Genomic DNA, 24,799 nt, shown 5'->3' with positions numbered 1-24,799 from the left:
TTAGGTGGGAAATTTGTCTTTCTTTCAAGGTTTCAATTGTCAATTACAATAAAATCAATTTAGTGATACTTTCCTTATTCTGCATGGATTTTTTATAAACCGAAAATGGTTATATTCCCCATTCACCAACAAGGAATTCTATTAAAAAATGGCTATTGAAAAATCTCTACTATTTATGCCTGATATTTCCGGTTTTACTGATTTTGTTAAGCAGACCGAGATAAACCACAGCCAGCATATAATTTCAGAGCTATTGGAAATTATTATCGATGCCAATGAATTGGATTTGCAGATTTCTGAAATTGAAGGCGATGCAGTTTTGTTTTACAAAGAACAGCATTTGCCTTCCACAACGCAAATCATCGAACAATCAAAAAAAATGTTTATCGATTTTCACAATCATTTAAAAAAGTATGAAGTTCAGCGCATTTGTCCATGCGGCGCCTGTAGTTCTGCTTCAAAACTTTCATTAAAAATAATTGCCCATGCCGGGGATTTTGGATTTATTACCGTAAAGGAAAAAACAAAACCACATGGAAGTGACGTAATTCTTATTCATCAACTTTTAAAAAACAATGTAAATGAAAAAGAATACCTTTTATTTAGCGGCGAATATGCAAATCATAATACGCCTGAAAATTATATCAGTGATCAAAATCCACAAATACAAGCCGGTTCAATTTCCTATGACAAATTTGGGGAAGTCAAATACAAGTATCTTCCGTTTCAGCCATTCCGGACTTTGATTAAGGAATTCCCGCAAGTCGAGTTTCAGAAAAAGATAAAAGATCCGTTGTTTGTGGAGACCTATATTGAACGTGATCGATTTGAGGTTCTTGAAATTATTTCAAACCTGGATTTACGTCTTAGTTGGAACACAGGAGTTGATAAACTTGAGTACGAAAAAAAGCGGGTGAACAGGGTAAGCACACAACATACGTGTCTTGTTAATGGAAAAAACCTTGAATTTGAAACTGTTACAAACGACTTTGGTAAGAACAAGCTGGTTTATGGAGAACGGATTGCATCGCTGCCAATTGTAAAAGAATTTAGCGTCTATAATATTCTTGAAAAAGAAGGCACCGGAACACTATTCCGGATTGAAGTGCACTATGTTCCCCTGCCATTTATTGGCTGGCTTCTTTTACCATTTTTCAAAAGTATATTTAAAAAAAATCTACCTAAAACGCTTGCCGCGATTAAAGAAATATGTCAGCAAAAACAATAGCAGTTAATAACAGTTTACAGTAGCAGCAAAAACCTTTAGCAGTATATAGTAATATTTATATCCAATTATTATTTTTGGGCATAAATTTTTCAGGATGGTTAATCATGCTTCCTAACATTTTCCCATTTTTACTGTTAACTAAATTTAATTTTTTCTGTGCTCTGCCGCTGCTACTCTCTCTCTTCTTGCATTCTTAGTTTTTCCACTTCTTTGCGCCGTTTTTTAACGCGTGCTTTTGCATCAAGGTATTTCGAATCTGATGAAAGTTTATAAGCCTTTTCATAATAAATCTCCGCATCATTTAAGAACCCGAAAACTTCGTAGAATAACCCAAGATTATAAGTAGCCGCAATTCTGTCTTCCTTTTTTGTTTTCTTTGCTGCAGAAACTTTATCCCAAATTTCTTTAGCCTCGTCCCATAAATCGCGTTTGGCATATTCAAGAGCAGATTTCATTTTCTTTGATTCACCCTCTTCTATTTCTCTTTTCTGGGTAACTGTATGAGGTGCAATCTGCTTTATTGTTTTATCCAGTATTTTGGAAACCTGATCCGCAACAATGGGCTTCCAATCTTTTAATCCTTTTGCTGCAGCAGATTCATTTTTACCGCTGGATTTATATTTCCATGAATTTGATTTGTTAGAAGCTTTATTATTTTTTGATGCGATGACAGAACCGGTGCTCACATCAATAATCCTGAAAGTAATTTGAGTATTTACATGGCGAACAATATTGTAACGCTCTTTCTCGATTGTAACTTTTTTACCATCTTTATTTTTTTTCTTCTCTTTATACTTTTCCCATTCACCAATATCTTTAACAGAGTAAGTTCCGGATCCTGTAATAAGCGCCTGCGCCCCAATCATATTGCCCACCTGGACAACTTGCTCATCATCAACAAGTCCGCTTAAAGAAAGAGATTGTTCATTTAATATTTCATCCATTTTGGATCGTTCAATTACAGTGTAATAGCCATTCTGTACGAGCTTTGCCACCAGATGATCGCTAACATTTTTACCCGGATAAGCAGTTTTAGGATTTAATTTTTTATTTTGCTTTTCGATTGCCTTCATAAATGCACCCAGTGCTTTTTTTGAATCTTTATCTCCGGCATCAAAGTCCCAACTACCTCTAAAATCAAAATCCATAACTGCAATTGTGCGGGCAGAGCCAATATTTAATTCAGCTGGTTTGCGCACTTTTACAGGGATTGTTGTTGAGCACGATGAAACAAAAATAATGGTCAATAATACTGCAAAAAATTTCATGTGTAAATCTCCAAAAGATATTGTAAGGATTTGTTCTAACAACAGAATAAATTATGCAGGAAAGAAAATCTAATCAAAAATTTTAATAGTTTTTTCTACTAAATTTTGGTGAAAAGCATTAAAGCTGGTGTTTACAGGATAATAAGGTAGTAAAGAATAAACCGCAAAAACATCAAGGCTCAAAATACTAATACTTTTATCTCAGCGTCCTCTGTGTCTCTGTGGTAGAAAACAAGAAATTTACCCGATATGCCGTCCGCCATCCACAGGAATGGAAGCACCGGTGATATAATCAGATTCAATCAAAAAGCGGACGGTTTTGGCAATATCATCTGCACTACCCTCTTTTTTTAATAATGTGCGTTCAAGAGCTTTGTCTATTTGTTCCTGGTTAAAATCATCCGGTAAAAGTACAGGGCCCGGATTGACACAGTTTACCAAAACTTCCGGAGACAGCGCTTTGGCCAAACCTTTGGTCATAGTATTTATACCGGCTTTGGTAAGTGTGTAGGGTAAAAAATTGGGCCAGGGTGATTCAAATGAAATATCACCAATGCTTACAATTCTTCCATATCCTTGTTTTTTCATAAGCATGCCCACTTCCTGGGAAAGGAAAAAAGCGGCCTTTAAGTTTAGTTCATGAAAAGTATTCCAATCTTTTTCAGTAATCTTCCCCACAGGCGTTGGATAGAATAAAGCGGAGTTATTGACAAGGATGTCTATTCTGCCGAAAGTATTTATTGCCTCATCGGATGTTGTATGTATTGCGCCTTCATCCGTCAGATCAATTTTAAACGTTTTTATTTTGCCGCCAATATTTTGCACTTCTTCAACCAATGAACCAGCTGCTTCATCGCTGGAGAAATACTGGCAAAAAATATTGGTTCCGGCTCTGGCTAAATCCAGACAAATTGCGCGGCCAAGTCTTATCGCTCCACCGGTTATTAAAGCCGTTTTGTTTTTTAATTCCATGGTAATATTCTCTTTCATTCAAATAGCTAAAAAAAGATAATACAATTCTCCAAGTTATCTAAATATTTTAGATTATTTTTTAAGATAAAGGTTGATTTATGCAAATATATACATATATTATCTATAAATTTATAGATATTTGTATCTATATTTAATATCAAAAACAATGGGAATAATAAATGGAATTAAAACCACTCAGATCCGCAGATAAAAAATACATGAAAATAACTTTCTATCTTTCTGAAGAATTGTATTCAAATTACAGGGATCTTCAAAAGAGGGCAAAAACATTGGGCTATAAACTGGACTTGACCAGCGACTTTTCTGTATGGTTTAACAAGCAGATTGAAGAAGCAGAAGCCTCTATCAAAAAAATTGAGAAGTGATCTTCTAAATAATAAATCATCAAAACTGGAGGTAAAAAAATAAATCCACGGATTACACATATTACACGAATAAGAGATCATAATATTTCGATATACAAGCTTATCTTAAAAACTTTTTTCGTGAAAATCCGTGTTAATCCGTGGAAGATAATTATTTTCATAACCATTTAATGGAAGGAATAATATGGAACTGTATAAAAAAATACCATGGGATTACCAGGGGAAGAAATATGAAATACGAATTATGTATCAGGCAAACATAATAAACATCGTTTCATTTTTGGATAATTATCCTGCCAATGGTTTCAGGTACCAGGTTCTTCTAAAAAAGGATCATGATATAAAAAGTATTTTAAAAGCGGAAAAGTTAAACAGCCTGATTAATAATGCCAAAGATGATATAAAAGAAAACCGGTGGGGCAAGTTTGTGGCATGAACAAAGTTTTACCAAAGTTTCAACCCATTACACCGGATGCCATTCTGATCGAAACTTATTGTAGAGAATACTCCTGTAGGCTATTGGATTCTTCGCTCCGTTGCACTTCACTCAGAATGACAGCAAAAAATGACTTTATAGCCATATACTAATTAGCTCTAAGTTACAGGATATCTTTCTTTTATTTCTCGAATCACTTCAGCAAAACGACTTTCAATCTCTTTAACACTATCTTGCGAAAAATCCTGCTCATATAATCGATCAACCGTTAAAAAATAGAGCGACACCTTATAGCTGGTTTGCTTTGGATATAATCGCGAAAGCAATAGCGCATAAGATTCAATTTGGGTTTTATACTCTTCACCGGCTTCCTTCAATTGTGCCTCGCCGATGCGGTTTGTTTTATAGTCTATAATTTGCCAATTGCCAGATTCATCTTTTTGCATGCGGTCAATTGTTCCGGTAAAGAAATCCAACCCAAGTTTCATAGTTAAAGAAATTTCATTTTTAGTTTCACGGGCATTTAAAATGGATTGCCCTATTTCCGATCCATGCATTTTTTGCAGGATATTTATTAATTCACCTGTTAATGCATTGGTCATTTGCGGATCGTAAATTTCATGCTCAAATAGGATTCGCTCAATTAACAGGCCGGCCTCTTCATCTTCCGATTTATACACCTCCAGAAAACGATGCACAATTTTCCCTTTAAGCAGGCTGTCAATCTCACCGGAGCTTTTTACATCCACTACAAATTTTTGGTAATCGCCCTCAAAATATCCCAAATGATAACGCTGATAATACTCTTCCGGATCGCGAACAAAAGTCATTAAAGCGGTGGCGGAAAAAATCCTGCCTAAAGATTTTGGCTCAATTGGCCGGGCAATTTTTATTTTTTTAGAATTGCTTTCCGGCAATTCATCCCGGTTCCGCAAGGTTTCGATCAATTTGCTAAATCCCGGAGAGTGTGCATAATCCTGATCCGAAACTTCATACTCGCGGACAATCTTTAAATCAAAGCCATCAAAGTGGATTGTGTTGGCCAGATAAGGCGATTTACCTTCGTTGATCAGACATTCTTCCAACCATTTAAACATACTGTCACTTCTGCTTTTATCCTTTTTTGCCGAGGCAGACATAAAAAGCCAGTCACTGGCCCGGGAAACCGCCACATAAAATATTCGTTTTAGTTCGGCCAGCTCTTTTTGTTTTTGACGGATGCGCAAAAGGTTATAAAGGGTGTTTTCATTTTCACTGTTTCCATATTCTTCATCTCCTTTTAAAGAGACAGCCATACCTAATTCCCGGTCAATCAAAACATCATTTCCGGTACCACGCATTGTACGATTTAAAAAGGGCGTAAAAACTACCGGAAACTGCAATCCTTTAGAAACATGGATTGTCATTATTTTTACACTGCCTGTATCTTCTAATGCTAAAAATGCTTCACCTTCCGGAACCTGCCTGTTTATCAAATCATCAATTGTATCCAAAAAGGCATGCAAACCTCCCGGCCCGGATTGATCAAAACTATCAGCCAGATCAATAATTTTCTGCAGGTTTGCCGTGCGCTGCTCGCCGCTAAATTCTGCATTGAGTCGTGCAAACAAATACGTATCTTCTACGATTGTATTAAGCAGTTCACCCAAAGTCAGCCGTTCCCGAAAAGCAACCCAGCGTGTAATTAAATTAAAGGCCTCTACACATTTCTGACGCTCATTTTCTGATAAGCGGTCATCATCCTTCAATATGGCAAGCCGCTTTAAAAAGTTATCTTCTTTTATATCTGTAAAAAAGAAAAGGGCTGTATCGGGTAATAAAAACAGTCTGGAACGTAAAAGTGCGACCAATGCAAAATCATCATTTGGATTTGCCAGAAACCGCAGAATATGATAGAAGTCGAAAATCTCCTGCCGCTGCCAAAATCCAATCCCGCCAACCGTTTTAAAAGGCACATTATGTTTGCGGAATGCCTGCTCAATATCCGAAAGCGATGAACGGTCGCGAATTAAAATGGCAATATCACCATAGCGTATTTCACGTGGTTGCTCCTTGCCGTCACTCCATTCATAAACCTGAGCTTTCTGTTGCATAAGTTCTTGGATTTTCAGAGCCATGAAATCTGGCTCAGACAAAGTTTGATTATCTTCATCAAAAACAGCCAACTCGATATCCCCCTTTCCTGGAACATCGCGTTGTGCGGAAAGATTCTCATAACCAACCTCAAACGGATTGTTGCTGTCAAGTGATAAAATTTGGCTAAAGAAATGGTTTATAAAAGAATTTATCTGCGGCAGAAAACGGAAACTTTCACGAAAAACAATATTGCCCGGATATGTTTCTGCAAAGAGGCTTCCGGATTCATCTGAAAATTGCTGAACTACATTTTTAAAAATTCGGATGTCCGCTTCACGAAAACCATAAATGGATTGTTTTGGATCACCAACCACAAAAGTCTGATCCGGTGCAAGACGCTCGTTTTCCATAGATAGCAATTCGACAATTTCCCACTGAATCGGATTTGTATCCTGAAACTCATCCACCATGATATAGCGGAATCGCTGATGCAGTTTTTGGCGAACTTCTTCATTTTCCCGCAACAGGTTTACCGTGAATATTTGCAAATCTTCGAAATCTAAAACACCCTGTTCATTTTTTATAACCCAGAATTTTTCATTTACCTGTTTAAAAAGTTTTATAAAAACCGTAAAGAGATCAAACCATTGAGCGTCCGTTTCACCGGGAGCTAATCCCGGATTTAGCTGGTTGATTTTTTTCTTTACCGGTGAAAGGAGCGTGCTCAATTCCAAAACCAATTGCTGGGCTGCCGGAGACCAGCTCTCTTTTTTACCAAGCTGATTTAGCGTTTTATAAGGATTACTGTTACTTTTTGCCGTAAAGTTTTTTGCCAACACAAGATAAGCTGAGCGGGTCTCTAGCGAATCAGGATCACTTGAAAATGTTTTTTGATAGTTGCGCAGATATTTTTGCAGCTCTTGTGCTTCCGGGGTTTTAATGCCAGGCATATCATGATTTATTATTTCATCAACCAACATAGCAGCACCTTGCAAATCATTGCCTGATACTGATTGCGAAAAGACGGCCCGCCATTTTTGTTTCAGAAAATCAAGATATTCGGCCTTGGTCCTGTCTTTAAAATTTTTGATTAGCTGGCCGGTTTCAAATGGTTTTTGTAAGGCAGTTTCCAGCATTTCCTGGACACGTTTTCTGGATAATGAAGTGAATAACTGAAACCAATCTGTCTCAGTATCCGAAAGAGCCGACTGATCCAGTTCTTTAAAAACTTCCTTGATGGCGCCTGAAAGAAGCACTTGCTGCCGGATCGGATCGAGAATAGCGAAGTCCGGAGTTATCCCCGCTTCAATTGGAAACTCGCGCAAGATACGCATGCAAAATCCATGGATCGTGGAAATATGAGCGGAACTAAGTTGGTCACGGATTGATTGCAGATTTTTTCTATCCGGCGCTGCCAAATTGGGTTTATGCAAACGCTGGTTAACTTCCTCGGCGATACGTTCCTGCATTTCGCCGGCAGCTTTTTCAGTAAAAGTAATTGCTACAATATGCCGGGTTAGATTCGGCTGTTCTGTGGCAATTTTTAAAAACCTGTCTACCAGGATGCGTGTTTTACCGGAACCGGCACCTGCGGTTACGCTTATGTTTTTATCCAGTGCTAAAGCTGCTTGTTGTGATTGTGTTAAATTCAAATTTTTCCTTTTGCAGGCTCAAAACCCAATTAATTTTGTTTTTTTGCCCATGACCTAAGGGTCTTAAAAATGCTAACCAATAATTGTTATTTCTATTTGCCACTATCTTTAGATAGTGGAATAGAGTTTTTATAAACCATAAAAAACAGTTGATTATATTTTTGAAATTATTATTTGTTTTTCATCTTCAACTTGGCAACAAGTTTTTGGCAAATGCGTCGGTAGTCACAAAAAGATTTGCACATTTTATCATCCGGGTACTTTGTGTGTGTAAAGTGGGCGCTAAATAATTCTTTTTGTTTTGACAAAGCTTCCCTTCTTGAAAATTCGATCAATTCATCAAAAGTCAGTTTTTTGCCATCAAGCTCAGAATACCTGTTTGGCACAGCAGCCTGGGATTTTTTATCTATAAATGGGAATTTTTCAACATCTGCAATACCGCCTTCCCGCTTACAGTTTTGAACATCTTTAACCTGATAATATGCACCATAGACTACTTCCAGGCCTAAATCCAACAGCTGCTCCACAGCCAAAATATAAACCGGTAACTGAAAGCTCAAGCCCCTTGAAATCGGTTTGGCATTTTTACCGGCAATAGACCCCGTTTTATAATCAAACACTGCGGCTAAACCAGATTTAGGATCAATATCGATTCGGTCAATTTTGCCGTTAATCAACATTGTAGCGCCGTCGTCATCCTCCAGTTTTAATAAATTTTCCACACTGGCCGGATCTACATCCCGATCATAGTTTGCCCCGAAACAAAATTCAAAATGAGCCGGAATAAAACCGGTCCTTGAAATTTCTTCCCGCTCGATATTTAAAAAAGTTTCAAGCAACCCGGCTTTACCCTCTTTGCCAAAATACCGCATTTGTTCAATTTCCCAGAAAAATCCATCAAAAGGCAGGCGCGACATTTCCTGGCGGGTTATTTGTTTTAAAAGATCAAAATGTTTTTGTGGGTTGTTTAAAGAATTAAGCTTGCGCAGTTCCATATAAAACTTGAACAAGATTGAATGTACTGTATTTCCGCGTTCAAGAGGGCTGACCTCTTCATCAAATTCAGGCGATTCTTCAAGGCGAAAAAGGCGTTTCAACAAATATTGCATTGGACAAAAAGCATAATCTTCAAGCTGGGTAATACTCCATTTGTGCTCTTTAAACCGGCCTTGTAAATAATTCTCAATTTTATTGTTTCCGGTTAACCGGCCTTCATAAATCCCGGCTTTGGCGCTTAACATTAATCTTTGCTGTTGGATTTCTATTTTTTCTAAAAGACGATTAATTGATCCGGACAGATTATTTTCTTCTATGGTTTTTAAGGCAGATGATGACAATTCTAAGTCTTGTTCCTGAATCGCTGTTCCGAATGATTCCCAAAGTTTTGGCAAACTGATAAAAATATTTTCATGATCCGTAATTGTTTCAAAGGAGCAACTTTCCCTTAAATCATCCAAAAAGGTAGATGGCACCAAGGCTTTTTCACCCGAAAAACGAGGTGTCGTCAGAATCACTTTCCTGTTAGCCGATACCAGCAAGTTGTAGAATATGAACCTATCTTGCGCAAGCAGATCTTCACTGGCGACCAACCCCATTTTTTCGCGGTTCAAATCATTCAAAAAAATATCTGCATTAGATGACCGCGGGAAATCGCCATCAACAAGGCCACCGACAAAAAGGATGTCATAATCAATAGCCTGGATTTCCAAACGAGGCATTATTTGAACAGCCTCTATTGGCCACTCTGTCAAATTATAAACAGCATTATTTACAGCAGACCGCAAATGCTGATACCATGTTTTGAACTCAATGGCACGATCTTCAAACAGGATTTGCATGGACCATGTAAATTGATCCAGTATTTTCATAAACCGGTTATACGCCCGGAATTCTCGTTCTTTTTGCTGATTGTTTAAATGGCTGTTTTCTGCTTCGTACCATTGTAATGCAGCACTTTGCTCCAACAAAACCAGGAACTCATTTTTATATTGCAAAACAGGTTGTTTGCCTGGTGCAAACTTATAAAAGGGCTCAAGGAAAGTTTTTAAGTGAGTGATTTGTTGTTCCAGGATTTCAGAAATTCGATCACCACTGCGGTTAATACTTTTGATCAATCGTTCATCCCAACCAGAGGTCAAAAAACGAATACGGTTTTTTATGATCGCCTTAAACAGATAATTGTAATTTGTGCCTTCCTTATTTAAAAAAGGAGATTGTATTATGTTTGAAACGCGACCATATTCAAAATTTTCATCGATCACATCCAGCACGCTTAACAAAGTACTTATTAGCGGTGACTGTTTTAATGGGTAGCCGGTTGATAAATTGAACGGGATTCCATATTCATCAAAAATCCGCCGGATTGAAGGGACATACGTCTCCATTGGATTGAAAGTGATTGCAATTTTATCAAGAGGAACTGAATCATTTTTATGAATCTGAAAAATTGACTGCGCGATTTGCCTGATTTCTTCTTGCCTGTTGTCGCTGACAAAATGTTCAATTTTATCACCCGCATTAAAAGTCCCTGCTTTTCTTTCACGATTGAATAATTTCTGGGCCAGCGGTTGATTTTCTGACAATTCAATTATTTCAGCACCCATATTTTGAAAACGGTCAAATGCGGGCTTTGTATGACCGAACAAGGCGTCGTTGCCTTTTAGATATTCTAGTTTTATCGATATTGAAACCCAGGCAGCTGCCTTTTCTATAAATGAAAACATGGCCGGAGTAAAAAGGCCATATCCGCTGATAAAAATATTTTCAAGATTAGGAAACTGATTTTTAAATGCTTCCTGATCAAGATTTAATGCCGCCTGATGCATTGCCTGCGGGTTGTCTATATAACGATCTCCAAGCGTCTTTTCCAATTCATGGAGGATTAAAACAAAATCATCCAATTTGTCTATTTCAATTTCCAGGTCCTCTGCATTCTTCGAATCAAGTTCGTTGGCGGAATAGCCAAAACGGCGCAGCTCGCTTATCATTTTTGTAACTTTTTGGATAAGCCTGTTGGGTGGAGAAGTTGTTTTTGGTAAAAATGAAAATTGCCCGGACAGTTTTTTTAGGATTTCCTCGATCAGGAAACCCATTAAGTCTTTTGAAACAACGGTCTTGCTAAAAGGAGTTTGCTTATACAAATCCAGCAATATCGTATCGAAAGCAAAAACAGGGGCAGCGGCTGTAATTTGGTTGGGCGCATATTCAATCACTTTGCGTGAAAATATACGAACAGCCCTGTTGACCGGCAAAACAGCCAACCAATTATCACGGCCGGATTCAACACGTTTAATAATTTCATTTTGGAAGTAGTAATAATCGGGGTTCGACCCGCAGAAAAGTTTTATATTTTGCATAAACAAAGGTCGTATTAATGCCAAAAAGAATCAAACAAAAAAAATGGCTGGAGAGAATTGAGCTTTAAATATGGCCTGATAATTAAGATAATATTTCTTTTACCCGTCCTACATCTCCGTTTTCCAGGCGTACTTTTATGCCATGCGGATGGTTTGGCGACTTGGTTAAAATATCTTTTACAACTCCCTCCGTAAGGTTTCCGGAGCGTTGATCTTTTTTAAGTACAATTTTTACTTCTGCGCCCGGTTTAATATTACTGCGCTTTGTTCCGTCCATTTCATTTCCCCAAAATTATAATTTATAATGTGATGTTATTATTGATTATATTTTAATGATCAATTTATATAAAAGAAAAGAAAATGATTGAACTTGGAAAATATAATCTGCTAACCGCGGCCCGGGAAACAGAAAATGGTGTATATTTGGAAGATCAACAAGGCCGTGAAGTTTTGCTGCCAAATAAATACGTTACAGACGATTTGAAAATTGGTGATGAAATTGATGTTTTTATTTTTAATGATTCCGAAGACCGGCTGACAGCAACCACCGCAAAACCTAAAATACTGTTAAATGAATTTGCCTACTTACCAGTAAAGGAGGTTACTAAATTTGGCGCTTTCCTTGATTGGGGTTTGGAGAAAGATCTGTTTGTACCGTTTAAGGAGCAACCTACTAAAATGGTTATGGGCAAAAAATATGTCGTCTATTTATATTTGGATCAACAGACAGACAGGCTTGTAGCTTCTGCTAACTTTAACCGCTTCCTTGAAAAGGATGATGTTTTCGTTGAAAAAGGGGAAAAGGTAGATTTACTGATTTTGGATGCTACAGAACTCGGGGTTAATGTGATAATCAATAATATGCACCGTGGCCTGATTTTTAATAACGATATTTTTCAGATAATTAAAACTGGTGATAAAGTTGAAGGATTTATTAAGAATATCCGGCCGGACAACAAAATTGATGTAACACTGCAAAAACCAGGCTTTGGGAATGTTGAACCCAATGCTCAAAAAATTCTGGAAAAACTGCAAAACAATAATGGCTTTTTAAGTCTTACTGATAAGAGTGATCCAGCCGAAATCACTGCCATTTTAGAGATGAGCAAAAAAACATTTAAAAAAGCGGTTGGTACTTTATATAAGAAAAAACTTATCCGCCTGGAAAAAGATGGGATTTTCCTCGTATAAATAATAGAATAATATTTTTTTATTTCTCAAAAGAAATGAGTAGTTGCGCAAATTTACCCACTTCACCTTTTAGCTCAATATCTGCCTGATATGCTTTTAAAGCTTCCACAACCTGCTCATTAATAGCCGGGCGATCTTCCTTTTCTGTGAAAGCTGTAAAACTTAATGTAATACCACTCATGCTTTGGTTAAGTGAAATCTGCAGTTGTTGATCTGTAAGCTGAGAGATATAGTTGATGGAATAGTTTATAACTTTTACAAGAGGATTGATATCTTCTACTTCGATAACGCAATCAAATTCCAGGGCCAGGTTGGCATCCATCTTTTTCATTTCCTGGATCTTGTTCATAAGGTCTCGTAAATCAATTACTTCGGCCATAATATTTTCCTTAATTTTGTTGAAGCTTTCCAAGGGAGTCACTATTGGGCAGTTATTCTTTAACCACTGATTAACACGGAATTTCACAGATGAAATTATTATATAAAAGTATTAGAACATTTAATTTTACTCTGTGGTTCTCTGCGTCCCTCCGTGGTTAATAATATATTTTGTAACAGCTTAAACTGGCGGGCGAGAAAAAAAAGCTGCCCCTTTTTTAGAACAGCTTTATAATCACGATATTTTTAAGATACTTTAATAGAATTCAATCTATTTTTAAGATTTTCCAGATTTGTAATAAAACCAGATTTTGTATCTCCAAACTTATCCAACAATGTACTGAAGGATTCCTTATAATAGTTTATACCTTCATCCAGATTCTCTTGAAATGAAAGAAAATATTTTTTTTGTTTTTCTGCAAGAGGGCCGGAGACTTCATCAATCTTGTTTTTCAAATAATCCAGATACATTTCCAACTCTTTTATAAACATATTTGGGCGATCGTTTCGTTTAACCAATTTTGCTTTGCCATAGATGTGGGCAACCATTTTCTTTAAAGACACGGTCTCCGAAAAATAAGCCATATTTGGCCCTGAACAAATCGAAACACCCGGACCTTCAACTTTGTGATCAAGATTGTTTTCTAGTAATGCCGAAGTACCTAATCCGACACAAATACAAGATTTGTCAACAACTTTATCGTATTCTTTTTGAAATCCATTTTGGCGGCCATGGGTCTGTTCCAATAAACTAATTTTATTTTTCTGGTACTGGCGAGAAGCAACGCAAATGGCCCGCTCAGTAAACTCCGTATTGGAAACGAGATACTTTTTTGGACATGGGCTGCCCGGTTTCCCTTTTTCTATTTTAGCCTCTTTCATCAAATCTTTTGTATTGCCTTTAAGGCTGTTAAAAGGAACACCAAGCGGGGAAATATTACTAAGGTATAAATCTTCTTCTTTTGCCTTTTCTAATAAGCCGCGTGTATGTCCATCAACATTTGTGGCTTCGGGAACTAAAAGAAACGGTGTGCCCCAACCAACAGAATCAAGATTATAATAATCAAGTAAAAGCTGATGTTCCTCAGCCGTACCAACGCCACCTTGTGCTGTAATTTTTACAGGCATTGGTTCATCCGGAATAAAGCGGTCTTTCTCTTTTAAGGAAGAAACTAAAATATCGTGTAATTTTTGAACCAACTCTCCACGCTTATTCTTAAACTCTTCCAGGATTGGTCCCATCAGAAAACCATCCGTTGCGAAGGCGTGTCCGCCACAATTTAAACCAGACTCAATTCTATATTCTGAAACCCACAATCCTTTTTTAGCAAATACTTTTCCCTGGATCATTGCCGATCTGAAGTCACTAACTTTTAAAATTATCTTCTTTTTAATATCGCCCGTTTTATCCGGGAAGAAATCTTTAAATTGTTCAAAGTAGCTAAATAAACGCGCATTTAATCCGGCAGACAAAATTATTGAAGAACGTAAATTGCTTTCCGCAAATCCTCTCAGCGCGGCATGGGCATCGTTAAATTCTGTTGGCAGTTTTTCCTTTTTAAGGAAATTAACCTTATCCAGTTTGGTCATAATATTTACATCAATGCTTCCGGGGGTAAGATTAGCTTTTACCCACTCCCAAACTTCTTTCGGTTGATAATCTCCCTCGGTCAGCTCTCTGAATTTCTCTTTAATTGAAGCAAAGTCAGGGAGCATATCCATATATTTTTCTATTTCGGGGCCTTTTTCAAGAATGGATTTTTTAAGCTCTGTAAATTTCTCATCCACTATTTTATCCATAAGATTTAAATAAGCTGTAATCCGTTTAGCCCTGAAATCTTCAATTTTATCCGAAATTTCCTGAAAAGGTATGTTTAATTTTTCACAGTAAAAAGCACGCATTTTTTCGATCAGGATATCATCAACCAACGAAACAACGGATGAAATTCCATAGTGCGCAACCTTTACAGGCGTGTCAATTGTAAAACCGATTCCCATAACCGGGATATGAAAAGTGTGTGAATTCATTTATTTCCTTTGATATACTTTTGAAACCTTACACGAAATAATTGCTGTAGCAACGTATAAATTCTCTTTTAAAATTCCGGCAAATTAATGCATTTAAGAGAGAAATAATAATTTTTTTCAGAAGAACCGAGAATTAGTGTTTAATGCAATCGTCAGCGTTTACCGGATATTTACTTTCTAAGATTTGGATTTCCATTTCATTTTCATATATATCTTTCCCCCTTTTAATTCTTCAAGCATTTGGTTAAGCCGTTTCTGCTTTGTCTCTTCCCTTTTTGCGCGGGTTATCCAGCCAATATAATCATTTTGCTGATAAGGAGGTCTTTCAAAATATTTATCCGTTAGCTTGTTATTTTCCAGTGCCAATTTGACAAAATCTGGCATAGGGTAAATATCCCTTTTTAAACGAGCACGCTTTTCTTTCATATTTGATATCCTCATATTCCCAACATGCAGATAATATATAACAAACCTGTAAAAAATTTTAAAATCCTTGACATGCATAGTAAAGAATTTAAATTACTTGACGTGCATAGTAAAAAACAGGAAAGAGAATGAAAGAAACCTTCGATTATCACATCAAGTCAACCTGGCATCTGCTTGCTAAAATGTACAACCTTAAAGCAATGCAACATGATATCTCTCAGGTAATTGGATATGTCCTCATCAATATTGAAAAAGGTGGAACACCCGTTACACAATTAGCCTCATTGCTTGGTGTAGAATCCACAAGTTTAAGCCGATTGTTAAAAAGCATAGAAGAAAAAGGGTTGATTGAAAGAACAACCTGCGAAGATGACAGACGCGTGATGAGGGTTTTCTTAACAAAAGAAGGTATCGCTAAAAGAAAAAAAGCCAGTGAAATTATCCTGAGTTTTAATGATAAAATGGCCAGGCGCTTAAGTAAGCCTGAAAAAGATAATTTCTTAAAAATATTTAATCATGTTAAAGAACTTATCCAGGAAGAGATTGACGAAATTCAGGCCATGGATCGAGAAACATAAAGCATTCTGATTACAGAAAAATTAAATGTTTGACGGTACGAACAATCATTAATTCATTTAAAAAAATCCAAATTTAAACGGAGGAATAAAATGAAAGATATTTTAAAAGGCGGGGAATTCTTGATTAAAGAAATCAATGCGGATGATATTTTTATTCCCGAAGAGTTTGATGAAGAACAGAATATGATGTTTCAGACCGCTCACGAATTTACCGATAAATCTGTTTTCCCGGTTATTGATCAGCTGGACAAACACGACCGAGAACTACTCGACAAATTAATGAAGGAAGCCGGAGAAATTGGCTTACTTGGTGTTTCAGTCCCGGAAGAATATGATGGTTTTGGACAAAGTTTTTTAACTTCCATGCGCGTGGTTGAAGCCATTGGAAAAGGTTTTGCTTTTTCTGTTGCCTTTTCCGCCCATACCGGAATCAGCACTTTACCAATCCTTTATTTTGGCAATGAGGAGCAAAAGAAAAAATATATTCCAAAACTTGCAAGCGGCGAACACATCGGGGCGTATTGCCTCACTGAACCTGATGCCGGCTCGGATGCAAATTCCGGTACAACAAAAGCTGTTTTAAGCGACGATGGCAAACACTACATTTTAAATGGTGTAAAAATGTGGATCACAAATGGTGGTATTGCCAATATTTTGACGGTGTTTGCAAAAATAGATGATGATAAAAACCTGAGCGCTTTTATTGTTGAGCGTAACTCGGAGGGTGTTGAAATAGCACCTGATGAAGAAAAGATGGGTATCCAGGGTTCCTCTACAACTCAAATCTTTTTAGAAGATGTAAAAGTGCCGGTTGAGAATTTACTGGGTGAGCGAGGCAATGGCTTTAAAATTGCTTTATATATTCTAAACTTTGGTCGGATTAAACTGGCCGGAGCAACTATTGGTGCATGTAAAAATGTAATCAATGAATCCGTCCGGTATTCCAATGAGCGTAAACAGTTTGGACAATATATCTCCTCTTTTCCTGCTATGAAATACAAAATGGCTGAACAGGTTATCCGTACTTTTGCTAATGAATCGCTTACTTACCGAATTAGCAATGACATCGAAAATGCCACACAAGCTTTGCAGGACAGCGGAATGGAAAAAGATAAAGCAATTGTTGAGGGCATTCGGCAGTTTGGGATTGAAGCATCGATCAGCAAAGTTTTTGGTTCTGAAATGCTGGATTATGTTGTGGATGAAGGCGTTCAGATTTATGGTGGGATGGGCTATTCACAGGAAACCCAGGTTGAAAAAGCATATCGGGATTCGCGAATCAACCGTATTTTTGAAGGGACAAATGAAATCAACCGCACTGTTATAATCGGGGAAATTTTAAAACGCGGCATGAAAGGCGAGATTGATTTGCTGACTCCGGCCAAAGAAGTGGCAAAAGAAATAATGGAACCTTCTGAAGAACAAGATTTAGATTATTTTTCCACAAAAAAACAAATTGTTTCCAATTTCAAAAAAACTGTTTTACTGATAGCCGGTGCTGCAATGAAAAAGTACCAGGTTGCCTTAATGCAGGAACAGGAATTATTATTCAACTTTTCTAATATAATTATGCAGCTTTATACGGCTGAGTCCGTAATGTTGCGGGTGCAAAAGCTAAGTAAAATGTATGATGAAAATAAATTAAGCTTATACAAAGATATTTTGGATGTTTGGGTTTATGATGCTTCTTTTAGAATTTACAAAGAAGGGATTGATGCGATAAACAGTTTTGCAGAAGGCGATGAGAATAAAGGGTTGATGATGGGCCTAAAAAGATTTACAAAAGTTGCAGGTCTTAACGTTGTTGCTGCGCGTCGCCGTATCGCCGACAAACTAATTGAGGATAATAAGTATAATTTTTAACTCTTAAATTTTCTGTATGAGATTCTTCGCTGCATTGCGTTTCGCTCTGAATGACAAACCAGTTTTGTCATCCTGAACGGAAGTGAAGGATCTCATTTTAATATGCTTTGTAGAAACCTACTGCATAGCTCACTGAAATTTCTTCAGGCAAAAAACCAGAAATCTTTAACCGGTTCTTTTCTCCATTCCTGCAATTGTTTTCGAATGCTCACTTTTCCATCCGGGGATGAAACTACAATTATTATTTGTGGATTATCTCGTTCAGGGATTGTATTGAAATGTTCCATTTTTACACCATAAACATGCTCACCAATTTTGCGCTGATTATCGCACACCCAGTGAAATGAATCATTGTTTGCCAGAAGCAATTTGGCCATATCTTTGCCATTGCGCCCGGCACCCCATAAAACCAATGGTCGCTTTCTATCGCGGTCCAACTCATAAAAATATCTTAGTTTTAGATCGAAGTAGCGGTTGTCTTTGTATTCCTCCCAAGTGCGTGAAATACGGTTGGACCTATCACGCCAGAAATGCAAAATTCTGTCAATTCCAACAACATTTAGACCTTCGCGGTAGAAGCGGAAACAAAGATCATAATCTTCAGGATAGACGATGGGATCAAATGCACCCACCAGGTCAAAGTCATCTTTATGAATTATCCAGCAATGAGAAGGGATGACGCACTCCTGGTAAATTTCCTGATAATGAGTACCATTTTTTGCAACTTCATTCAGCCAACGCTCATATCGAAGAAAGCCATCGCCAACTTCACCTTCGTCTACAAAATGCTCTGTACCCCCTGCAATAATCGTCCCCTTGCCATACTTTTGCCATTCATCCACCAACAGCTGAATTTTATAATCTGGCATTTTATCATCAGAATCCATGCGGTTTATTAATTCGCCACGACATTGTTTGTAAGCCACCTGTAAAGTTGGAATAAGTTTATAATTATCGCCGCTATCATATACGCGAATGCGATTATCTTTTTTTGAATACTCCTTTAAAATTTCAGGAGTTCGATCCGTGGAATGATCGTTAACCGCAATCAACTCCCAGTTGGTATAAGTTTGTGCGATGATCGAATCAAGGCAGGCCGGCAAGTATGGTTCTGTATCTTGAACCGCCATAATTATTGAGACGAGGGGGGTCGAGTTTAAAGATGTAGTTAAAATACTGATTCCTTGTTTTAACAACAGAATTTAAGTTAAAAGAATAATTTTGCTCTGATTTGGAGAGAATCAACTGTGTTGATTCATGCTATGACACAGTCAATGCATTCCAAAAAAGACATCATTATTTCACTTGATTCCGCTCAGCCGATGCTTTCAGCTGTTGTGTTTTATCTTTTCTGGGTAATTCAATATGGAATGTAGTGCCCTTATCTACTACGCTTTTAAAAGTGATTTTTCCTTCGTGGGCTTCAACAATGTTTTTGCAAATCGCCATACCGATTCCACCGCCATCGTGCTTAGTTGTGTAATAAAGTTCAAACAGACGTTCCTGGGTTTCAGGAGTCATACCCGAACCATTATCCTCAATTTCAACAACAATGGATGCCGGTTTCATTAATGTACGGATTTTAGTTATTCCATCATGATGAATCGCCTGGAATGAGTTTAGTGTGATGTTTAAGATTACCTGCTTCAACTGGTCAGCATCGCCATAAACGCGTTCGAGATTATCACTTAAATCCATTTCAACTTTTATGTTTCGTTCAATAGCTTGCTGGCTGACAAGGGTTAAAACATCTTCAATAATTTTATTAACATCGATCAACATTAAATCCGTTTTTTTAATGCGCGCAAGATTAAAAAATTGTGAAATAATTCGGTTTAGCCTCTTTACCTCGGTTTGAATTACTTCCAGGGATTTATCAACAACATCTTTGTTTTCAATCTCCAGATCCTGCATGCGCACATTCAAGATTTCTGCATGGATAGCCATTGAAGACAAAGGATTTTTTATTTCGTGGCTGATGGAAGAAGCAAGATTGGCAATAACTCCAAATTTCATAGAGCGCTGAAGATTGCGCTGTAGCTCGTTAATTAACTTCTGGTCTTTAATTGTTAAAAGAATGCCTGAAAGTTTACCTTCTTCCTTAAAAACAAAACTGGAAACCCGGGCTAAAACATCGCGTCCATCGGGCAACCATAAAATCATTTCCTTTGCTCTGATATGCTCTTCTTTTTCAAAAACATGTTCAACCAGTTTTTTTAACTCCTGGTTCATATTCTGGACTTGCTTAAAGTGGCTCTCAAACAAAATCTCCAGCGGACATTGAAAAAGCTCAACAGCTGCCTCATTGTAACTAATCACTTCTTTAGACTGATCCAAAAGTATGATGCTTTCATCTACAACCTGTAAAAGCGCATTGATTCTTTTTTCTGCTTTTTTATAGCTCTCGTTTAGAACACTTACTTTTTCCAGAGATTTATTTATCGAAGAAAATGTTTCTGTAAATTCATCCTTATTTTCATAGTTAATTCGATAATCATAATCACCTGCATTAAGGTTTTCTGCCATTTGTTCAATTGATTGCAGCGGTCGGGTATAAGCACGGGAAATAAAGTAAATTGTGAATCCAATCAAAAGCGCAAACACTATTACAAGAGGGACAAAAATAACCGAGATATCCGAAAAAAAGTTTTGAATTCCTTTTTGGGAAAGTACAAGCCGTAGATAGCCGTAAACATAGTCCTCCTCACTTTTTAATGGCAGGATAACATCAACGACGCGGATACTATCACCCCAGGCTTTAGTGATAACTTTAGGCTGGTCTCCCTGCAAATTGGCCAACTCTTCTGAGGATGTGTACTCAAGGCCTTCAACAGCAGGATCGTTACTAAGCAAGATGCGCATTTTATCATTAATAAGCAGAATATTGATAATGTTGCCTGCCTCTGAAGTTAACGAGCGCATTAATCTACGGACAGTACGTTTTTCTTTTGCAGTCAGTGATTCAAGATTTTTATCCGTTGCATTGGCCAGCACCTCGTTAATTGAATCTCCAATCAGCAAAGCAGTTCGCCGTACCAGATCTTCGCCCAGGCTTTCATAGGTTTTATAAACCAGGTAGCCCGAGAAAAAAATCGTAATGGCAAAAAGGCCCATGGCCAAGAATATTCGTTTATAAATTAGTTTCATTATTTGGGATTCTTTTCTTTAAAACCAAAAAAGCTTTGTCATTCTGAACGAAGTGAAGAATCCCATTTTTAAAGGGATGCTTCGTTCCATTCGGCTGAACTGCGCCGAAAGCTCAGCATGACATCCAGGATACATCTTCACTTGCGTCAGTCCTGCCTGTTTTATTGGCTCATTCCACGGCAAGAAATGGGAAGTCTTTGCACATTTGCATCCGTGTCAATTACATGGTACTTATCGTAAAGATTTGCAACAACACAAGCATGGTTGGGAATTATTAACAGCGGGCTACCGATCGGTACATCAATGGGCTTGTCTAATCTGATAATTCCATGCTCTTCCGAGACACTAATTATTTGCCCATCAAGATTGACAAGTGTTCCAAATCCATCCAGCGTTATCTGTGAATGGGCTCCACGATCCAGGTTAAGTGCCTTATTACCTGCATCACACACTATTCTATCAGGTGCCGGCTGTGAAGTAATTGTAGATAAAACGAACAAACTGCATTGGTCAAATCCGCAAACTCCCAAGGCTTGCTGAATACCATCATAAAAGATATAATTGCCTGGCCGCGCTTCTGTTATCCCCGGAATTTTAATAACATCTTTTGCTGTCGGGGTTGAACCAACGCTGATAGTTGCAACTTCAATGCCGTTTTGCCTTAATATATTTTTAGCTTTCAAAATTTGTCCGGCTTCCTGTTGGGCAATCTGGGTAATCTCTTTTTTTGATTTTGATGCATAAGCATGCCCGGCATGTGTAAACAATCCTTCAAGTTTTAGCCATTTTGTTTGTGATATTTTTTTTGCCAGATTTGTTAAGTATTCATTTTCCGGCGTAATTCCACATCGGCCGTACCCACAATCTATTTCTATGCGTACCTGCAATGGCTTTTGGGATTTACAAAACTCATCGTGCAAGATATTAATATGTTGTTCATTGTCCAGGCCAACTATCAGGTTTATTTGCTCATGAAGCTTTTTAAGGCTGATTAACTTTTTAGATTGGGCTATTTGATTGGCAATAAAAATATCATCAATTCCATTTGCTGCCATCTCCTCAGCTTCTGAAAGTTTAGCCACGGTAATACCTTTAGCACCTAATGCGATTTGCTGTTTTGCAAATTCTGGCGATTTATGCGTTTTACAGTGCGGTCGCAGATTAACAGAATATTTTTCTGCATGCCTTTGCATTACATCCAGATTAGTCTGCCTTTTTTTTTCATCGATAAGTAATGCAGGAGTTGAAATTTTTTTATGGAGTTTAACTAGATTATTTTTAATGGGGATCATATTAAAAGCGTTTTATTTCTAATTCAAAACATATTATTGAAATGTTTTTAAAGATGGCAAGGGATTCAGTGATTTTAAAATTAGTTCTTCCCTGAATGAGGATTTTGGAAAATAACTTTTATTTTTGGGTGGTTCAGGTGGTGGAGAAAATATAGTATTCTTCATTGTCATACGACGTAATACACGGCCATCAAGGAAAAACTGCGTCCATTGATAAAAACCACTTTTTGTGATAAGCACATTTAATTCAACCCTGTCTTCTGATGTTGTATCTATATTAGATTGAACAAAACCATCATAATAGTTACCAAAAATAGACATGTCATTTTCAATACCAATATGGATTTTATCTTCTGATATCCTATAATCTTTATATTTACTAAAATCAACAGAGCCTGTGTCTTCATTAAAAAATGCCCAAATATAGGGTTTACGGTAAAATGAAGTATCCGGAGGATTGTTAAACCTGACTCGTCCATGAACTAACAATATTCCTTCAAAATTATTTACTAAGTACCAGTGATCATCAGGTTCCCAAGAATACCCATAATAATCATTAAATTGTTTTGAAATATAAAGCGTATCAAAGACAGTTGTATCTTGAATTTCATAAACCGATTCATATACCCAGGCACTTCCGGGCCATAGACGGAACTCAGTTGGTAGATCATAATGTGATCTGTTGGAGCTTGTTGAATCTGAACAATTCGTTAGAATGATAAGCGACAAAAAAACTAATATAGCTTTAGCCATTTCGGTTCCAGTAGAATAGCAAATGAGTCTTTTGGCAACTAAAACTTTGCGCCAATTTTATTTTTAACCCTTTTCCAAAGTCCCTCGCCCAAAAAACGATTGGCCATTGTAAGCACATTCTGTATGGATGCTAACACATCACTCTGCCCTGCCCAGTGTTCGTATAAAAGGTCTGACTCATTATTGTTTACATAATCATTTAAAATATAAGCTGCTACTGCGATATCATCCAGGTAACCAATTGGGCCAAGTATTGCTTCCGGAAGTAAATCAATTGGTGAGAAAAAATAGGTGATTGCAAAAGCCAATTTTGCTTTTTTAACTGTTTCTACACGCGGATCTAATGAGAGCTTTACCAGGAGATGAAAAAAATCCGGTGCTAGTAAAAGAATATCGCCATAAGCAAAATCTTTTTTATCAAGATAGTTAGCTATTTTTAATCTTAACTTTTGGTAAAAATCGTCTTGTTTTTCATCCATAATTCACCTCATTTCAGTGAGTGTTTTAAATCATTCATTTTAACAGCACGGAGACCGATTTTCTAATCTCCGCTTAATCTTTATTAGTATTTAAGATCTTAAACAATCCTTCAATAATCAATCGTCAATTGTCAAATTCCCCGCTCTTTACAAATATCATCATAGGCTTTATTTATTTCGGCCATCTTTTCATTTGCAACTTTTATAAAATCTTCCGGGACACCCTTGGCTTGCATTTTGTCGGGATGATATTCGCGCACCAATTTGCGATAAGCCTTTTTTATCACATCGTCTGAGTCATTTTGGGTAACACCTAAAATCTGATATGCCCTGCCGGTTTCCTTAATATACAAAGCGCGTATCTGCTGATATTCCACCTGGGATAATTGAAAGATTGAAGCCATCTGATCAATAAAGCGCTGTTCATCCGGATGCATGTGACCATCAGCCATGGCGATTCTGAAAAGTAGTTGAATCATCATGTGCAAAACTTCTCGTTGATAACCAATTAAGGCTTTAAACTGGCTGGCAATCGCCGTTGCCTCTTCAGGAGAGTTTTTTGCCTCGTTAAAAATCAGCGCTATTTTTTTACGTTCATCCACATCCAGCCGCAGATCAAATCTTAAAAAATGATCAAAAGCGCGAATTTCATCAGACGTAATTACACCATCGGCTTTAGCCATTTTTGCCGACAATGATGCCAGGCTTACATAAAACAAATATTGCTTGTCAAACTCCTGCTCTACTTCCGGCCAGGTATGGTCCTCCCGTTCAAAATATTGCCGAGAGTACCCATTTTGCGAATCATAACTATGGCCAAGAACCCCACCTAAAACCGCGCCCAAAGGACCACCTACTGCAAACCCCAAACTCGCTCCAATTGCCTTGCCCCAAAATCCCATCTTTACTTCACCTTAAATTTTTATACTGGAAAGAGTCTTCGTAGTTTTTATGTAAAAAGTTTCTTCTTACGCCCAAAAAGCTTATTCGCCAATCGGCGAACAAAATGAAAATAAACTTACAGTTAATCGACTAAAAAGAAAAATAATTCAAAACTGTTCAATATAGTGTTGCATTTTTTCACAGATTTGCACAATTAAATTTTGAGGTTGATAACATCGTTTCTGCTTTGCCTTGATTTAGCAACATTCTCCAATAATATATTTATGGAATACTTTTTGCTTTTACATATTTAAATTGACTGACAAAAACTGAATATTGTTATAGATAATATACGACCATAACAGGCATGATTTTTAAGATTTAATTAATCGTGACGCTTATAAATCT

At 37.2% G+C, this 24,799-nt stretch carries 20 protein-coding genes; 6 read left to right on the top strand and 14 right to left on the bottom strand.

From position 1 onward, the window contains the following. The first annotated feature begins 148 nt into the window (after positions 1-148). The gene (locus HND50_10890; GenBank protein ID NOG45733.1) at positions 149-1,228 is read left to right on the top strand and encodes a DUF2652 domain-containing protein; all 1,080 of its coding nucleotides are present in this window, start codon (positions 149-151) and stop codon (positions 1,226-1,228) included. Between the two features lie 170 nt (positions 1,229-1,398). Here the strand turns inward: HND50_10890 and HND50_10885 are convergent, their stop codons facing one another. After that, positions 1,399-2,496, bottom strand: a complete 1,098-nt coding sequence (locus tag HND50_10885) for a hypothetical protein (GenBank protein ID NOG45732.1) — start codon at positions 2,494-2,496, stop codon at positions 1,399-1,401. Positions 2,497-2,736: 240 nt separating this feature from the next. Continuing rightward, positions 2,737-3,468, bottom strand: a complete 732-nt coding sequence (locus HND50_10880; protein NOG45731.1) for an SDR family oxidoreductase — start codon at positions 3,466-3,468, stop codon at positions 2,737-2,739. 179 nt (positions 3,469-3,647) lie between these two features. On the opposite strand from HND50_10880, the gene HND50_10875 reads away from it, so the two are divergent. After that, a complete protein-coding gene (locus HND50_10875; GenBank protein NOG45730.1) occupies positions 3,648-3,854 on the top strand; it encodes a hypothetical protein in 207 nt (68 codons plus the stop codon). 184 nt (positions 3,855-4,038) lie between these two features. Further along, a complete protein-coding gene (locus HND50_10870; protein ID NOG45729.1) occupies positions 4,039-4,290 on the top strand; it encodes a hypothetical protein in 252 nt (83 codons plus the stop codon). A 158-nt stretch (positions 4,291-4,448) separates the two neighbouring features. On the opposite strand, the gene HND50_10865 is transcribed toward HND50_10870, so the two are convergent. The 3 genes from HND50_10865 to HND50_10855 all read right to left on the bottom strand — a co-directional run bounded on the left by HND50_10865 (position 4,449) and on the right by HND50_10855 (position 11,651). Next, positions 4,449-8,018: a UvrD-helicase domain-containing protein gene (locus tag HND50_10865; GenBank protein NOG45728.1), complete on the bottom strand. Its 3,570-nt coding sequence runs from the start codon at positions 8,016-8,018 to the stop codon at positions 4,449-4,451. A 170-nt stretch (positions 8,019-8,188) separates the two neighbouring features. Next, a complete protein-coding gene (locus HND50_10860; GenBank protein ID NOG45727.1) occupies positions 8,189-11,374 on the bottom strand; it encodes a hypothetical protein in 3,186 nt (1,061 codons plus the stop codon). 82 nt (positions 11,375-11,456) lie between these two features. Beyond that, entirely contained in the window at positions 11,457-11,651 is a 195-nt protein-coding gene (locus tag HND50_10855; protein ID NOG45726.1) for a YwbE family protein, read from the bottom strand. A gap of 83 nt (positions 11,652-11,734) precedes the next feature. On the opposite strand from HND50_10855, the gene HND50_10850 reads away from it, so the two are divergent. Next, positions 11,735-12,565 (top strand): GntR family transcriptional regulator, encoded by an 831-nt coding sequence (locus HND50_10850; GenBank protein NOG45725.1) that lies wholly within the window; start codon positions 11,735-11,737, stop codon positions 12,563-12,565. A 19-nt stretch (positions 12,566-12,584) separates the two neighbouring features. Here HND50_10850 and HND50_10845 read toward each other — a convergent pair whose 3' ends face one another. The 3 genes from HND50_10845 to HND50_10835 all read right to left on the bottom strand — a co-directional run bounded on the left by HND50_10845 (position 12,585) and on the right by HND50_10835 (position 15,397). Next, positions 12,585-12,944, bottom strand: a complete 360-nt coding sequence (locus HND50_10845; protein NOG45724.1) for a hypothetical protein — start codon at positions 12,942-12,944, stop codon at positions 12,585-12,587. Between the two features lie 245 nt (positions 12,945-13,189). Beyond that, a complete protein-coding gene (locus HND50_10840) occupies positions 13,190-14,941 on the bottom strand; it encodes a hypothetical protein (GenBank protein ID NOG45723.1) in 1,752 nt (583 codons plus the stop codon). Positions 14,942-15,148: 207 nt separating this feature from the next. Next, the gene (locus HND50_10835) at positions 15,149-15,397 is read right to left on the bottom strand and encodes a YdeI/OmpD-associated family protein (GenBank protein ID NOG45722.1); all 249 of its coding nucleotides are present in this window, start codon (positions 15,395-15,397) and stop codon (positions 15,149-15,151) included. A gap of 128 nt (positions 15,398-15,525) precedes the next feature. Here HND50_10835 and HND50_10830 point away from each other — a divergent pair, with 128 nt between their 5' ends. Together HND50_10830 and HND50_10825 are read left to right on the top strand one after the other, a co-directional pair. Then, complete coding sequence (locus tag HND50_10830; GenBank protein NOG45721.1) at positions 15,526-15,975, top strand: MarR family transcriptional regulator; 450 nt, start codon at positions 15,526-15,528, stop codon at positions 15,973-15,975. A 90-nt stretch (positions 15,976-16,065) separates the two neighbouring features. After that, complete coding sequence (locus HND50_10825) at positions 16,066-17,838, top strand: acyl-CoA dehydrogenase (protein ID NOG45720.1); 1,773 nt, start codon at positions 16,066-16,068, stop codon at positions 17,836-17,838. Between the two features lie 143 nt (positions 17,839-17,981). Here the strand turns inward: HND50_10825 and HND50_10820 are convergent, their stop codons facing one another. The 6 genes from HND50_10820 to HND50_10795 all read right to left on the bottom strand — a co-directional run bounded on the left by HND50_10820 (position 17,982) and on the right by HND50_10795 (position 24,411). Continuing rightward, the gene (locus tag HND50_10820) at positions 17,982-18,968 is read right to left on the bottom strand and encodes a glycosyltransferase family 2 protein (protein ID NOG45719.1); all 987 of its coding nucleotides are present in this window, start codon (positions 18,966-18,968) and stop codon (positions 17,982-17,984) included. Positions 18,969-19,134: 166 nt separating this feature from the next. Beyond that, complete coding sequence (locus HND50_10815; GenBank protein ID NOG45718.1) at positions 19,135-20,985, bottom strand: hypothetical protein; 1,851 nt, start codon at positions 20,983-20,985, stop codon at positions 19,135-19,137. Between the two features lie 161 nt (positions 20,986-21,146). Further along, positions 21,147-22,277 (bottom strand): hypothetical protein, encoded by a 1,131-nt coding sequence (locus HND50_10810; protein ID NOG45717.1) that lies wholly within the window; start codon positions 22,275-22,277, stop codon positions 21,147-21,149. A 33-nt stretch (positions 22,278-22,310) separates the two neighbouring features. Further along, positions 22,311-23,030, bottom strand: coding sequence for a hypothetical protein (locus HND50_10805; protein NOG45716.1), 720 nt, complete (start codon positions 23,028-23,030; stop codon positions 22,311-22,313). A gap of 38 nt (positions 23,031-23,068) precedes the next feature. Further along, positions 23,069-23,509: a DUF1232 domain-containing protein gene (locus HND50_10800; protein ID NOG45715.1), complete on the bottom strand. Its 441-nt coding sequence runs from the start codon at positions 23,507-23,509 to the stop codon at positions 23,069-23,071. A gap of 131 nt (positions 23,510-23,640) precedes the next feature. Then, positions 23,641-24,411, bottom strand: coding sequence for a DnaJ domain-containing protein (locus HND50_10795; protein NOG45714.1), 771 nt, complete (start codon positions 24,409-24,411; stop codon positions 23,641-23,643). Between the last annotated feature and the right edge of the window lie 388 nt (positions 24,412-24,799).

The organism is Calditrichota bacterium, assembly GCA_013112635.1.
Lineage (GTDB): Bacteria > Calditrichota > Calditrichia > Calditrichales > J004 > JABFGF01.
The sequence above is the reverse complement of the archived record's forward strand: the minus strand, read 5'-3'. Positions and strand labels throughout refer to the sequence as shown.